Below are 14141 nucleotides of genomic sequence, written 5' to 3' on the forward strand. Positions count from 1 at the left end.
CCGTGTCCGATCCCACACATTCTTTTTACATTTCCACCGCGTTACCGCCTACCGGGCGGTTCAGGTGATTCGCGGCCTTAGCCGGGGTGGGGGTGGTTGGATCACAGCTCAGCGGGGGTGAGGTGGAACGCGTACGGCTCAGCCGGGGAGTCGCCGGGCGGCGGAGGCCGATCGCACGGCGATTCGGGCCTCCCGGCGGGCGGTCCGGACGGCGCGACTCACCGACCGTCGTGAGTGGTCGATGCGGTGACCGGCCCGCCAGCGTAGCCCGGGCTTACCCTCCGTGTCCGCCGCAGCGAGCAACAAGCCACCAAAGAGACCGAGGTTCTTCAGGAAGTGGACCTGGTTGTTGTACTTCGCGATCGGGTCGTCGGTGCGCCAGAAGGGGTGCCCGGCGAGGGTGACCGGGATCAGTGTGCCGGCCAGCACCAGGGCCGCCGGCCGGGTGAACCGCCCGGTGGCCAGCATCAGCCCGGCGCCGAGCTGCACTGCCGCGTTGGCGCGGATCAGGGTTTCAGTATCCGTGGGCAGCTGCGGATGCACCCGTTCCAGCAGCGGCGTCACCCGATCGGTGACCGGTTTGGCGGCGGGTGCAAACCGGCCGGGGTTGGCGAACGTGCGGGCGCTGCCGACCACGAAGATGCCGCTCAACATGGCGCGGGCGAGGGATCGTACGGGCGTCATGGAACAGTCATACCCTGTCCGGGGCGTTACTACGCCCCGGAACAGGGTATGCCGGTCGAGTGCGTCGGTGCCGCCGCGCCCGGGATCGAGGACCGTCGCGGGTGGACGGGGTCTTCCGGGGTACCCTACGCCGCGTGACCACCCTGCGGCTGCGACCCGAGGACCCGGCCGACACCGGCGCGATCCGCCGGGTGCTGGCCGCAGCCTTCGCCCGGCCCGACGTGGCCGTCCCACCGGAGGTACGCCTCGTCGATGAGCTGCGGGGCAGCGACGCGTGGCTGCCGGAGCTGGCGATGGTCGCCGAGTACGGCGGGGAGATCGTCGGTTGTGCCCTGCTCACCCGGGTGCTGGTCAATTCGGGCACGGCCAGCATGCCAGCGCTCGCGATGGGTCCGGTCGCGGTCGCACCGCACCGGCAGCGCATCGGGCTCGGCACGTCGGTGGTGCAGGCCGCGCTGGAGGCGGCGACCGAACTCGGCGAGCGACTGGTGGTGGTCCTCGGCGATCCGGCCTACTACCGGCGCTTCGGCTTCAGCCGCGCGGACCGGTTGGGTCTGACCAGTCCCTGGTCCGGCCTTGGCGAGCCGTGGCAGGCACTGATCCTGCCGCCAGCCACCAGCGGTGAGCCGTCGCCTCCCCGGGGCGAGGTCGTCTTCCCGCCGCCGTGGTCGAAGGTCTGACCCGTCTGACCGACCGGAAGCAGGTGGCGGGCGACGTCGGGGTTGGCTAGCATCGAGCTCTTTCGGCTACCCCTCGCATCCCGCACCCGGAGGCTTCAACCCGATGACTCGCGTCCTGCTGCGCTCCGCCAAGGACCCCTTCACCCCGGTCAGCCCGGAGCACTCCCTCGCGCTGTACAAGCAGGGCATTTTCGGGCGGAACGTGGGAAACCTCGTCTTCACCGAGGCGGTGCACAAGCTGATCAGCGTGCCGGGGACCGAGGTCGTGTCCAACTCGTTCCTGAGCGAACGGCCCGGCGTGGACCAGGCGTACGTGGACCGGATCAACGAGCAGTTCGACATGTTCGTGGTGCCCCTGGCCAATGCCTTCCGGCGGACCTTCCTGGAAAACCTCAAGCGCCTCACCTGGGTGATCGAGAACCTGCGGATCCCGGTCGTGGTGATCGGCGTCGGCGTCGCGGGCGGCACCGGGAGCCTCGACAACCCGTTCCCGCCGCCCACCGACGAGCTGCGCGCGGCGGTGGGTCGGTTCGTACGCGCGGTGCTCGACAAGTCGGCGACGATCGGCGTACGCGGTGAGTTCACCCGCGCCTACCTCGCCGAGCTGGGTTTCGGTGACGACGTGGTCGAGGTCGTCGGCTGCCCGTCGCTGTTCCGGTACGGCCCGGACTTGAAGATCACCAAGCGGGTGGCCGAGCTGACGCCGGAGAGCCGTTTCACGATCAACATCACACCGTACGTGCCGCTGATGGACAAGGTCGCGACCCGACACGCCAAGCGCTACCCGAACATGGTCTACGTGCCGCAGGGCGACGAGGTACTTGAGCTGCTGCTGTGGGGTACCCACCCGGACAAGGTCCGGCCGGGACTGCCGCACCACACCGCCCACCAGCTGTACCGGGAGGACCGCATCCGGTTCTTCGTCGACACCCGGACCTGGATGCGCTACCTCGCCGAGCGAGAGTTCTCCTTTGGCACCCGGATCCACGGCAACATCGCGGCGCTGGCCGCCGGCACGCCCGCATACGTGCTGGCGCACGACAGCCGGACCCTGGAACTGGCCCGATACCACGACATCCCGCACACCATGGTTCCCGGCCTGAGCCCGGAGATCGACGCCGCGGATCTTTACGCTCGGGCCGACTACACCGCGTTCAACGCCGGGCACACGCAGCGCTGGGACCGTTTTGCCGGTTTCCTTGAGCGCAACGGCATCGAGCACATCTTCCAGCCCGGAAAGGCCAACCCGGGTTACGACAAGCGGCTGGACGCCGTGGTGCTGCCGCCGCCGGTGACCACGCTGATGACCACTGATCCCGAGGCCAGGGAACGGATCACCGCCCGGGTGGCGGAGCTTTACGCGCTGGGCGGTCTCCGCGCGCTGCGCAGGGCGCACAAGCCGGATATTCCGTTCCCGCACACCGCTGCGCCGAAGGAGTCAGTGGCGACCGGCGAGCGGCGGCCCGTCCCTGCCGCGGTGCGACACCTGCCGGCACCTGTGCGGTCCGCGCTGCGCCGCAGCCGCGCGCTCGCACGTCGGCTCCGCCGCCAGTCCTGAAGGCGGCGCGTTCGCTGAGCCCGCGACCGGGACGGGTGCCGGGGAACTCGGGATGGGCGGCTCAGCGGGTTGATCTCGCCGAGGGGCGTCGGGCGGCGTACGGGACCGGCGGCACGTCGACCTGACGCATTCCCGCCGGCATCACGAACAGCTGGCGCTTCTCGATCGCGTCCCCGTGCCGGTCGAGCTGGTAGCAGTCGATCCACGTCCAGCCGTGCGGCGGGTGCCGGTCGGTCAACTCGCGGATCACCCGGACCAGGATCGGCGCGCTGAACTGCGGGGATGCCTCCCGGCTCAGCAGATACACGCCGGGCGGGACGGTCGGAGTGCCGTCGTCGCGCCGGCCGGTCACCGGCCATCGCGGTGGGGCTGTCGTGCGGGCATGCGTGCCTCCTCGTCGCCAGGAGATCTGGGAGGGGCCGCCCCGGGAGGTGCTCGCCCGGCGGGGCGGCCCCGACAAGCACGTCCAGCGAGTTCGGGGGAGTCTCCACTGGCTCGTGCCGTCCTGGTTTCCACCTTTCCTGCGCGTGTCCGCCGCATACACCACGTATCGGAGTGGATGCTGAGTGTCTTCGAACGTCCAGGAAGGACCGCGCGAGTGAACCGTGCCGTCGTCACAGCCATGACCGAGGCGGGCGAGACCGCCGACACCCTCGCGGCGCGGGTCGGTGTCGACCCGAAGACCGCCGCGCGGTGGGCCAGCCATGGACGCATCCCCCGCCCGCAGACCCGTAGGCGGGTCGCCGAGGCGCTCGGCCGGGAGGTGATCGAGCTGTGGCCGGACGTCCTCAAACGGCGTGAGCCGGCGTGGTTCCGGCGGTGGGTGGACATCGAGCGCGAGGCGGTCGCGCTGCGCTGGTTCGAGCTGGCCTGGGTGCCGGGGCTGCTCCAGACCGAGGCGTACGCGCGGGCGACGCTGGCCGGGGAGACGCTCACCGCCGACGACGTCGGGCGGCTGGTGGAGGCACGCCTGCAGCGGCAGGCCATCCTGCGTCGGGACAACCCGCCGATGCTGGTGGTGGTGCTGGACGAGCTGGTGCTGCGCCGGTCCGCCTACGGCGACCGGGCGCTGATGCGGGAGCAGTGCGAGCACCTGGTGACGTGCGGCGCGCAGCCCACCACGGCGATCCACGTCGTGCCCGCATCGGTCGGCATGTACGCCGGACTGGGCGGCCCCTTCACCCTCGCCGAGCTGGACGACGGCAGCGTGCTCGGGCACGCGGACAGCCAGGCCGAGGCGAAGATCGTCGATCAGGCCGCCGAGATTGCTACCCTGGGCCGCAGGTGGGAACGCATCCGTGGCGAGGCGCTGTCACGGACGCAGTCCCTGACACTCCTCAGGGAAGCGGCAGCATCATGGACATGACCGGTGCGCGGTGGCGCAAGAGCAGCAAGAGCGGCAACAACGGCGGGAACTGTGTGGAGGTTGCCGACAACCTTCCCGGCGTGGTCCTGGTCCGGGACACGAAGGACCGGGCCGGCGGCACGCTCAGCTTCCAGCCGGCGGCGTGGCGCGGCTTCGTCGAGCTGGCGAAGACCGACCGCCCCACCGCCTGACCGACCTCGAAGAGAAGCCCTCGGCACCCGGCCGAGGGCTTCTCGCCGCCTGCGTCGACTCACTGCCTCCGTGTCGGCCGCACACTGTCCGTGCCGCCGGCCAGGCCGCGCCGGCAGTCGGATCTGTGGCAGTAAAGGTGCCCGACACGCCGGGGCCGGGCTTGCTGCGCTGCCACAGATCCGGCCCGTCGCCGATCGACGGCTGCGTCAGGCGGGCTGGGTGCGCAGGTAGCGGCCGAAGTGTGGGACGGTGAAGGCGACCGTGCCGCGCTCCCCGGAGTAGATCAGCCCCTTCTTGATCAAGGCGTCCCGGGCCGGTGAGAGGCTGGCGGGCTTGCGGCCGAGGGCTCGGGCGATCTCCGAGGTCGGCACCGCGGCGTCCATGTCGTCCCGGCCACCGCCGTCGGTCTCCGTCTCGACAAGCGAGAGCGTCGCCATCGCTCGCATGTACTCCCGCTCGGCGGGGGTGGCCCGCTCGAAGCGGGAGCCGAAGAAGCCGACGGCCAGCTCCGCCTCGGCCTCCGGCGCGGCGACGCGTACGTCGGCCGGGGTGATCGGTGACCGGGGCGCGTGGTCCCAGGTGGCCTTCCCGTACGCCTGCACGAAGTACGGATAACCGCCGGACTTCTCGTAGAGCAGGTCGAGGGCCTTCGCCTCGTACTCGACGTCCTCCCGCTCGGCCGGCGCGCAGAGCGCGTGGTCGGCGGCGATCCGGTCGAGACGGTCGATGCGTTGGTAACGGAACAGCCGCTCGGAGTACGACTTCGCCGCGCTCAACACCGCCGGCAGGTGCGGCAGGCCGGCGCCGACCACGATCAGGGGTGCGCCGAGCTGCGACAGCTCGTGGCAGGCGGCGCAGAGCGCGGAGACATCTGCCGGACCGAGGTCCTGCATCTCGTCGATGAAGACGGCAACGCCGGTGCCGACGTCGCTGGCGACGGAGGCGGCGTCGGTGAGCAACTCCACCAGGTCGATCTCAATGTCGCCGGAGTCGGCCCGCCCGCTGGCCGCCGGCACGTCGATGCCGGGCTGCCAACGGTCGCGCAGTTTCGGAGCCGCTCCACCCCGGCCGGTCGGAGCGCCCCGTTGGGCGAAGGCCTTGAGCACCCCGAGGAAGGCGTCGATGCGCTCGGGTGCCCGGTGTCTCGGTGCCAACTCTCGGACTGCCATGTGCAGCGCGGCGGCAATGGGTCGGCGCAGCGACTGATCCGGTCGTGCCTCGATCTTGCCGCTGCCCCAGAGCCGGTTGATCGCCTGGGAGCGCAACGTGTTCAGCAGGACGGTCTTGCCGACGCCGCGTAGCCCGGTGAGCATCAGGCTGCGTTCCGGTCGACCCCGGGCGATGCGTTCCAGCACGACGTCGAAGACGTCCAGTTCGCGCCCCCGCCCGGCGAGTTCGGGCGGACGCTGGCCGGCGCCCGGCGCGTACGGGTTGCGGACCGGATCCACGCATCGCAGAGTATCGGGCCGTCTAGAGGAGAGGCTAGACATGGATAGACGGTGGTACCGGCGTGTTGCCCTCGACCAAAATCTAGTGCTGTCTAGCGTGGAGGCTAGACAGCACTAGATTTGCTGATAGGTCGTCAGTCGCGCTGCTTGAGGCAGAGCACGAAGTCGAGCGAGTCCAACTCGCTGTCGTAGAAGTACCAGTTGGTGTAGCCGTCGACCCCCGCGCACTTCTCCTCGGCGTCACGCTCGCCGCCGGTCTTGCCGTCGAAACGCCGCAGCACCTCGTACGACCCCGGCGAACACTCACTCAGCAGCAGCCGGGGCTTGCCGCCGGCCGCGGCGCCGTTGCGTACGCACTGCCCGGCCTGCACGAAACGGGGGTCGGCGGAAGGTGCGGTGGCCGGATCGTCGGGCGGGGTCTCCTCGTCCTGCGGGTCCGGCGTGGACGCCACGTCCTCGGTCGGCGCGGCCACCGGGGTCGGTGTCTGGTCGTCCCGCCCGACCAGATAGAACGCCGCCACACCTCCCAGCACCAGCACCAGCACGGCCGCCAGCACCACGAGCATCCGGCCGCGCCGACGCTGCGGCGGTGGTGTGGGTGCGCCGGCGTACCCGGTCTCCGCATCGGGCTGGTAGGCGGACTGCGCCCAGGTATCCGGTCCCGCCGGGGCGTGCCCCGGACCGGTCGTGTCGTACGGGCCGCCGCCATGCCCCCCGGCGGCGTCGTAGGACTCGCCGGACCCGTAGCGCTGACCACTGCCGTGGTCCTGGCCGTACCCGTGGTCCTGGGCGTACCCGTGGTCCTGGGCGTACCCGTGGTCCTGGGCGTACCCGTGGTCCTGGGCGTACCCGTGGTCCTGGGCGTACCCGTGGTCCTGGGCGTACCCGTGGTCCTGGCCGTACCTGTGGTCCTGGGCGTACCCGTGGTCCTGGGCGTACCTGTGGTCCTGGCCGTACCCGTGGTCCTGGCCGTACCGGTGGTCCTGGGCGTACCCGTGGTCCTGGGCGTACCGGTGGTCCTGGCCGTACCCGTGGTCCTGGCCCGGGTCGTGGGGCGGCTGCGCCCCGGCCGCCCCACCCTGGCCGTACCACTGGCCGGGCTGCGGCTCGGGCCGCGGCTGCTCGCCAGGATGCGGCTCGTGCCACGGCTGCGGGCCTGGGCCCGGTGCTCCGTAGTTCGCCATGCGCACGTCCTCCTGAGCCATCCCGTGAAGTCGGTGGTGGTCGGTCGACCACCGGCACCGTCACCGTAGTGCCTACGGCAGGTCACCGGTGCCACACTGCCCGGGCGATCGGCGACCCGATCGCCCCTTCGTCAGATGAGACGTAGTTGCCGGTCCCTGGGTCGCCGGGGGCCCTCGCTGTTGCCGAGCCGCTCGAACAGGCCCGGGTCGATCACGTCGAGGAACGGCGACGGGCGGCAGTCCCGCTCCGAACCGTGCCGGAATCGGCGGGCGGCATGGCTGACGTAGAGCCGGTCCTGGGCACGGGTCAACCCGACGAAGAAGAGTCGCCGTTCCTCGGCCACCGCGGCCTCGTCCGGCGTGGTACCGGGCCAGCGCAGCGGCAGCATCCCGTCCTCGGCACCGACCAGGAAGACCACCGGAAACTCCAGCCCCTTCGCGGCGTGCAGGGTCAACAGCGTGACCGCCTCGGCACGCGGGTCGAGCGCGTCCACCTCGGCGCCGGTGGCGAGCTGCGACAGGAACATCTCCAGATCGTCACCGCAGCGCCGGGCCAACGGCGTCAGCAGGTCGACGGCGGTCCGGACGTCCTCCGGGCGTACCCCACCGGACCCGTCCAGGGTGGGGGCGGCGAACCGGTCCGCGAGCACCTGGCCGGCGAGGCGCACCCGCGCCGGCAGGGCACCCTCGACACCGGGGGCGTGCCGTAGCTCGCGAGCGATGGCGGCCACCCCGGGACGGTCCCGCAGCCGGTCGTGCGAGCGCTTCTGCACCGGAACGTTGGCCCGGGCCAGGGCGTCCACGATCGGCGCGGCCTGCGAGTCGGTGCGGTACAGCACCGCGATGTCCGAGAAGGACAGCGTGGTCGACCGTCCGTCGATCCGACCGGAGTCCAGCGACCGGTGGGACAGGCCGCCGACCAGCTCGTCCACCGTGCGTACCACGAAGTCGGCCTCGTCGGCGACGGAGGCCGCGGCGTACCGGCCGACCAGCGGTGACTCCGGGTCGAGCCGGGCCGGATCCAACCGGCGACCCCGGACCAGCGATGACGGCGCGATGGCCTGCACCGCGGCGGCCAGGATCGGCGCGGAGGACCGGTAGTTGCGGTTGAGCCGGACCAGGCGGGCGTCGGTGAAGTCCTGCGAGAAGCGCAGGAAGTACCCGACGTCGGCACCCCGGAACGAGTAGATCGCCTGGTCCGGGTCGCCGATCGCGCACAGGTTCCCGTCGGCCGGGCTGAGCAGCCGCAGCAGCTCGTACTGCACCGCGTCGACGTCCTGGTACTCGTCCACGAAGATCCACTGCCACCGCTGCCGGTACCGGTCGACCAGCCTCCGGTCCTCGCGTAGCAGCGTCACCGGCAGGGTGAGCAGCTCGTCCAGGTCCACCAGGCCCTGCTTGCGCAGCAGCGCGGCGTAGCGGGCCGGGTCTTCTCCGGCATCGCTCCGCGCGGCGGCCCGTTCCGCGTCGTCGGCGATCCGGAAGCCGTCGGACAGGCCGGCGGCCCCGGCGTTCTCGCGCAGGATGGTCAGCCCGAGCGAGTGGAAGGTGCCGACGGTGACGTCCTCGGCGACCGGGCCGAGCAGGCCGTCGAGGCGGTGTCGCAGTTCCTCCGCAGCCCTTCGGGTGAACGTGATGGCCAGGCACCGCTCGGGGAAGACGTTCAACTCGGCGCAGAGATAGGCGATCCGATGGGTGAGCGTCCGCGTCTTGCCGGTACCCGGACCGGCGACGATCAGCAGCGGGCCACCGGGCGCCGAGGCGGCCACCCGTTGCATCGCGTCGAGCCGGTCGAGCAGGCCGGTGCCGACCTCCTCCATGCCGGCGAGCATCGGTTCGAACGGCTCGTGCGGGGAGGGCGTCGGCGCGATCGGCGGCGGCGGAGACACCGGCTTGCGTTTCGGCTCGGGCTTCGCCGACGGACGCCTGACGCCGGCAGCAGCCTTCGCCGCAGCGCCCATCCTCGCCGTGGTCTCCGGCGCCCGGCGTTGCGCGGGCACCGGCACGTCGAACAGCGTCTCCTGCCCGGCGGACTCGCCAGCCCCGCCGCTCAGCTCGGCCGGGTCGAACAGGGTGATCACGCCGTACTCGCCGTCGTACCCCGGCACCCGGCGGACCTCGCCGCGACGCAGTCGGCCGATCGCCTCGGTGAGCAGTTCGCCGCCGACCCGGTCGATCTCGTCCAGCGGAACGCGGGTCAGGATCTCCAGCTCGGGGCCGAGCGCGGCGACCAACTCGGTCAGCCTCCCCTCGACCCGCTTGGAGCGCGGACCGACCTTGTTGATCTCGCCGAGGATCTCGGCGAGCTGAATCAGGTGGGTCACCTCGGGGGCGTGCGCCGGCCGGTGACCCTCGGGCCGGTCGGCCAACTCCTCGACCCGGCTGAGTACGCCCACCGTCAGCGGCTTGCCACACTCCGGGCAGCGCCCACCGGCCTCCCGGGTCCGCTCCGGTGCCCAGTTCACCCCGCACAGCCGGTGGCCGTCGGCGTGGTACTTGCCCTCCTCCGGGAAGAACTCGATCGTCCCGGCCAGCCCGTCACCGGTACGCAGCGCCTCCCGGATGCCGAAGTAGTCCCGGGACGCGGCGAAGACCGTGGCCTCGCGGGCAAGCGCGGGTGGCGAGTGCGCGTCGGAGTTGGACACCAACCGGTAGCGGTCCAGGCTGCCCACCCGCCAGTTCATCTCCGGGTCCGAGGAGAGCCCGGTCTCCACCGCGAAGATGTGATCGGCCAGATCGGCGTAGCAGTCGGCGATTGCGTCGAAGCCGGACTTCGAGCCCAGGGCCGAGAACCACGGGGTCCAGATGTGGGCCGGCACGAGATACCCGTCCGCGCTCGCCTCCAGCGTGATTTCCAGCAGATCGCGCGAGTCCAGACCGAGGATGGGTCGACCGTCCGAGCCGAGGTTGCCGATCCGGCCGAGCGCGGCGTTGAACCGGCCCACCGCGTCCAGATCCGGCAGATAGATCAGGTGATGGACCTTGCGGGTCCGGTCGTCGCGCTTGTAGATGGTGGAGATCTCCACGCTGAGCATGAACCGGACCGGATCGCTCTCCGCCTCGCTGGCCAGCCGGGGCGGCAGCCGACGGGCGATGTCCCGCTCCGCCTCCGGCGACAGCCGGTACAGGCCCGGCTCGGCGGGATGCAGGGTCTCCCGCAGGTGGTCATACCAGGCGGGGTGGGTGAAGTCACCGGTACCGAGGACCGCGATTCCCTTGCGTCGCGCCCACCAACCGAGGTTCGGCAGAGTCAGGTCACGGCTACAGGCCCGCGAGTACTTCGAGTGGATGTGCAGGTCCGCGACGAAGGGCGGAAGGCCACCGGGGGGTACGGGGCTGAACGGGGGCACGCCGCATCCTGCCACGACCGGCCGCGCTCCCGCGCGCCGCCACGCGTGGAGGTGAGCTGCGCTATGCCGAACGAAGCTCGACGAGGGTGACCTGAGGCTCCGCGCCGACCCGTACCGGCGGCCCCCAGAAGCCGGCCCCATTGGTCACGTAGACCTTCGTGCCGTCCACCTCACCGAGCCCGGAGACGACCGGCTGTTCGAGTCGGACCAGCAGGTTGAAGGGGACGATCTGACCGCCGTGGGTGTGGCCGGACAGTTGCAGGTCGACCCCGTACCGCGCCGCCTCCAGCGCGGCCACCGGCTGGTGGGCGAGCAGCACCACCGGCCGGGACGGGTCACGGTCGCCCAACGCCGCGTCGTAGTCCGGCGGCGCGGAGACGCCGTTGCCGACGGCGGAGACGTCGTTGACACCGGCCAGGTCGAGCACCCCACCACCGGTGGCGATCTCCAGCCGCCGATTCTGGAGCACCTGCAGCCCGAGCCGGTCGACCTCGGCCACCCACTCCTCCACCCCGGAGTAGTACTCGTGGTTGCCGGTGACGAAGTAGCTGCCATGGCGTGCTTGCAGATCGCGCAGCGGTGCGGCGTCGTCGCCCAACTCGGCGACCGTGCCGTCGACCAGGTCGCCGACCACGGCGACGATGTCGGCGTCCAGCCGGTTGATCGCGGCCACGATCCGCTCGGTGTGCGCCCGGCCGGTCAACGGGCCGATGTGGATGTCCGAGACGGTGGCGATGCGCAGACCGTCCATGCTGCGGGGCAGCTTGGCCAGCGGGATCTGCACCCGGTCCAGCCGGGGCGGACCCAGCGCGGTGCGTACGCCGTAGCCGACCAGGCCGGTGGCGGTGAGCCCGGCGAAGATCGCCGCGCCGCGGGCGAGCAGCAGGCGGCGGCCCGGATCGTGGTCGGGGCCGACGGCGCCGGCGACCGGTCGATCTGTCGTCCCGTCGACGGTCGGCTGGGCCGGCGCACTCGGCGCGTCCGGCGTCTCGGCCGGGGTCGCCTGATCGCCCGACGGCGCAGCCATCGGCGCGACGGCCGGGGCGACCAGGACCGGCTCCGGGGCGACCAGGGCCGACCGGCGGCGCAGCACCAGCCGCGTCACCAGCATCGGAACTTCCAGCACGACGAGCAGCACCAACAGGTAGAACATCAGCGCGAGCCACAGGTAGCCCGGCCAGGCGAGCCAGTACATGCCGGCCCGGGTGCCGACCATGGTCGCCGGCACCAGCAGGGCCAGCACCACGGCGCTGACCGTGCCGGCCCGCCGCCAGCGCCCGGCGGTGGTGGTGTCCTTCACCAGGCGTTTCCACAGGTAAAGATGGATCAACCCGGTGATCACGGCCAGCGTGGTGACGAAGCCGAGTACCGCGAACACGTTGGCTCCCCCTCAGCCGCCGGCAAAAGGAGGCAGGACGTCGATCGTCACGCCGGCCGGCAGCGGCTTCCGCCGATCATGACAGGTCACGCCGTCGATCAGGAAACTCGACACCGCCAGTACCGACACCAAGCGCCCGCCGTGCCGCTCGGCCAGCTCGGCCACCAACTCGTCGAGCGACCGGCCCGCGGCGGTGGTCTCCTCGGCGCGGCCGGCCGCAGCCCGTGCGCCGGCGAAGTATCGGATGGTGACGCTGGCCACGGTCAGCCTCCGATGGCCGACATCGGCCGGGTCGGTTGCAGGAAGGACGGGTCGTCGATGCCGTGCCCGGCCCGCTTGTTCAGCGTCGCCGCCCGCCAGCGCCGGGCAAGCTCCTCGTCGTCGGCTCCGGCCCGCAACGCGCCGCGCAGGTCCGACTCCTCGGTGGCGAACAGGCAGTTGCGGATCTGCCCGTCGGCGGTGAGCCGGGTCCGGTCGCAGTCGCCGCAGAACGGCCGGGTCACCGTGCCGATCACACCTACCCGGGCCGGGCCGCCGTCGACCAGCCAGGTTTCGGCGGGGGCGGTGCCGCGTTCGGTCGGGTCCGGGCTGAGGTCGTACGCGGCACTCAGCGCGGCCAGGATCTCGTCGGCGGTCACCATGGCAGCCCGGTCCCAGCCGTGCTGTGCGTCCAGCGGCATCTGCTCGATGAACCGCAGCTCGTAACCGTGGTCGAGGGCGAAGCGCAGCAGCGCCGGTGCCTCGTCGTCGTTGACGCCACGCATCAGCACGGTGTTGATCTTGACTGGCGTCAGCCCGGCGGTGGCCGCGCCGGCCAGGCCGGCCAGCACGTCGGCCAGCCGATCCCGGCGGGTGAGCCGGGCGAAGCGGTCCCGGTCCAGCGTGTCGAGTGAGACGTTGACCCGGTCCAGGCCGGCGGTGCGCAGCGCGGGGGCGAGCCGGTCCAGGCCGATGCCGTTCGTGGTCAGCGAGATCCGAGGGCGCGGTTCGAGTGCCGAGACGGCTTCGACGATGCCGACCAGACCGGGGCGGATGAGCGGTTCACCACCGGTGAACCGCACCTCGTCGACCCCGAGCCGGCACACCGCGACCCGGATCAGCCGGACCACCTCGTCGTCGGTGAGCAGTTGCGGGCCGGCCAGCCAGGGCAGGCCCTCGGCGGGCATGCAGTAGGTGCAGCGCAGGTTGCACTTGTCGGTCAACGACACCCGCAGGTCCCGGGCGACGCGGCCGTACCGGTCGACGAGGCCGGTGGGCGGGGGCAGGCTCACCGGTCGACGGTAGCGCGACTCGCCCCGCTCAGGGCGTCCCGGGCGCTCCTGGTTACCGAATCACGGTGTGCCGCACCGAAAAGCGCGGTGTGCACGAGCAGCAGATGCAGTTGATGCAGTGGCACCCGGGCTCGCCACCCGTCGGCCAGCGGCCAGCTCTCCTGGTACGCCGCCATGATGCGGTCGAGGTGCGGAGGGCCGCCGAAGAGCGTCAACTGGGCCAGGTCGGTCTCCCGGTGCCCACCGTGCGCCGCCGGGTCGACCAGCCAGACCCGGTCGTCATCGCCCCAGAGCAGGTTGCCCGGCCAGAGGTCACCGTGGATGCGGGCGGGCGGCTCGTCACCGCCGAACTCGCCGAGCCGGGCGATGACCTGCTCGACCAGCGCGATGTCGGCGCTGGTGAGGGCTCCGCCGTCGACCGATCGGCGCAGGTAGGGCAGCAGCCTGGCCCGGGCGAACCACTCCGTCCACGGGCCGTCGTCGGGCGTGTTGTCCGCCGGCAGGGCACCGATGAACCCCGGCCACCGCGCGCCGAGCGCATCGGCGCCAGCCCGGTGCAACTCGGCCAGTTCCCGCCCGAAACGGTCGGCCGCCGCCGAACCCGGCTCGCCCGGCTCGATCCACTCCAGGGCCAGCAGCTCCGGCAATGCGACAAGCACCTCCGGTACGGCGACGGCATCGGCCTCACGCAGCCAGCGCAGCCCGGCCGCCTCGGTGGCGAAGAAGCCCTCCGGCACCGGCCGATCCGCGTTCTCCGGCCAGGACTTCGCGAACACCGAGTGACCGTCGTCCAGAGTCAGCCGGGAAGCCGCGCAGATGTTGCCGCCGGACACCGGCGTCTCCCGGATCCGCTGATGGGTCAGGAAGGTGGGCAACTGCTCCGGATGCGACCGCAGGTACGCCAGATCCATCCCCGCAACATATCGCCAGCAGCGCGTTGTCGGCTTCGGTAGCGCCGCTGATCGCGTGTGAGCTGCAAGAACACTGTGTGTGACTGTGGATGACCGGCGTGTCGTCCACAGGGGCAGCG

The 14141-nt window shown here is 71.6% G+C and carries 13 protein-coding genes; 4 read left to right on the forward strand and 9 right to left on the reverse strand.

Annotation, left to right across the window (positions count from 1 at the left end):
- Positions 1-138: 138 nt before the first annotated feature.
- Positions 139-684, reverse strand: coding sequence for a DoxX family protein (locus AC2CHE_RS09955; RefSeq protein ID WP_484504610.1), 546 nt, complete (start codon positions 682-684; stop codon positions 139-141).
- A gap of 134 nt (positions 685-818) precedes the next feature.
- On the opposite strand from AC2CHE_RS09955, the gene AC2CHE_RS09960 reads away from it, so the two are divergent.
- Both AC2CHE_RS09960 and AC2CHE_RS09965 read left to right on the forward strand, forming a co-directional pair.
- Complete coding sequence (locus AC2CHE_RS09960; RefSeq protein WP_484504611.1) at positions 819-1364, forward strand: GNAT family N-acetyltransferase; 546 nt, start codon at positions 819-821, stop codon at positions 1362-1364.
- A gap of 103 nt (positions 1365-1467) precedes the next feature.
- Complete coding sequence (locus AC2CHE_RS09965; protein WP_484504612.1) at positions 1468-2922, forward strand: polysaccharide pyruvyl transferase family protein; 1455 nt, start codon at positions 1468-1470, stop codon at positions 2920-2922.
- A 61-nt stretch (positions 2923-2983) separates the two neighbouring features.
- On the opposite strand, the gene AC2CHE_RS09970 is transcribed toward AC2CHE_RS09965, so the two are convergent.
- On the reverse strand, positions 2984-3274 hold the full coding sequence (locus AC2CHE_RS09970) for a hypothetical protein (protein WP_484504613.1): 291 nt from the start codon (positions 3272-3274) through the stop codon (positions 2984-2986).
- Between the two features lie 246 nt (positions 3275-3520).
- Between AC2CHE_RS09970 and AC2CHE_RS09975 the strand changes: the two genes are divergently transcribed.
- Both AC2CHE_RS09975 and AC2CHE_RS09980 read left to right on the forward strand, forming a co-directional pair.
- Positions 3521-4288, forward strand: a complete 768-nt coding sequence (locus tag AC2CHE_RS09975; RefSeq protein ID WP_484504614.1) for a helix-turn-helix domain-containing protein — start codon at positions 3521-3523, stop codon at positions 4286-4288.
- Positions 4279-4479 carry a DUF397 domain-containing protein gene (locus tag AC2CHE_RS09980; RefSeq protein WP_484504615.1) on the forward strand — a complete coding sequence of 67 codons (201 nt, stop codon included), beginning with the start codon at positions 4279-4281 and terminating at the stop codon, positions 4477-4479. Before AC2CHE_RS09975 ends, AC2CHE_RS09980 begins: the two co-directional genes overlap by 10 nt.
- 207 nt (positions 4480-4686) lie before the next feature.
- On the opposite strand, the gene AC2CHE_RS09985 is transcribed toward AC2CHE_RS09980, so the two are convergent.
- The 7 genes from AC2CHE_RS09985 to AC2CHE_RS10015 all read right to left on the reverse strand — a co-directional run bounded on the left by AC2CHE_RS09985 (position 4687) and on the right by AC2CHE_RS10015 (position 14022).
- Positions 4687-5928, reverse strand: a complete 1242-nt coding sequence (locus tag AC2CHE_RS09985; protein ID WP_484504616.1) for an AAA family ATPase — start codon at positions 5926-5928, stop codon at positions 4687-4689.
- A 134-nt stretch (positions 5929-6062) separates the two neighbouring features.
- Positions 6063-7112, reverse strand: coding sequence for an LppU/SCO3897 family protein (locus AC2CHE_RS09990; protein ID WP_484504617.1), 1050 nt, complete (start codon positions 7110-7112; stop codon positions 6063-6065).
- Positions 7113-7243: 131 nt separating this feature from the next.
- Positions 7244-10462: a UvrD-helicase domain-containing protein gene (locus tag AC2CHE_RS09995; protein WP_484504618.1), complete on the reverse strand. Its 3219-nt coding sequence runs from the start codon at positions 10460-10462 to the stop codon at positions 7244-7246.
- 61 nt (positions 10463-10523) lie between these two features.
- Positions 10524-11840 carry a metallophosphoesterase gene (locus AC2CHE_RS10000; protein ID WP_484504619.1) on the reverse strand — a complete coding sequence of 439 codons (1317 nt, stop codon included), beginning with the start codon at positions 11838-11840 and terminating at the stop codon, positions 10524-10526.
- 12 nt (positions 11841-11852) lie between these two features.
- Entirely contained in the window at positions 11853-12107 is a 255-nt protein-coding gene (locus AC2CHE_RS10005; protein ID WP_484504667.1) for a MoaD/ThiS family protein, read from the reverse strand.
- Complete coding sequence (gene moaA / locus AC2CHE_RS10010; protein ID WP_484504620.1) at positions 12104-13111, reverse strand: GTP 3',8-cyclase MoaA; 1008 nt, start codon at positions 13109-13111, stop codon at positions 12104-12106. The genes AC2CHE_RS10005 and moaA overlap by 4 nt, the downstream gene beginning before the upstream one ends.
- A complete protein-coding gene (locus AC2CHE_RS10015; protein WP_484504621.1) occupies positions 13108-14022 on the reverse strand; it encodes a fructosamine kinase family protein in 915 nt (304 codons plus the stop codon). Before AC2CHE_RS10015 ends, moaA begins: the two co-directional genes overlap by 4 nt.
- Positions 14023-14141: the final 119 nt, after the last annotated feature.

Source organism: Micromonospora sp. ATLC16 (genome assembly GCF_057196645.1).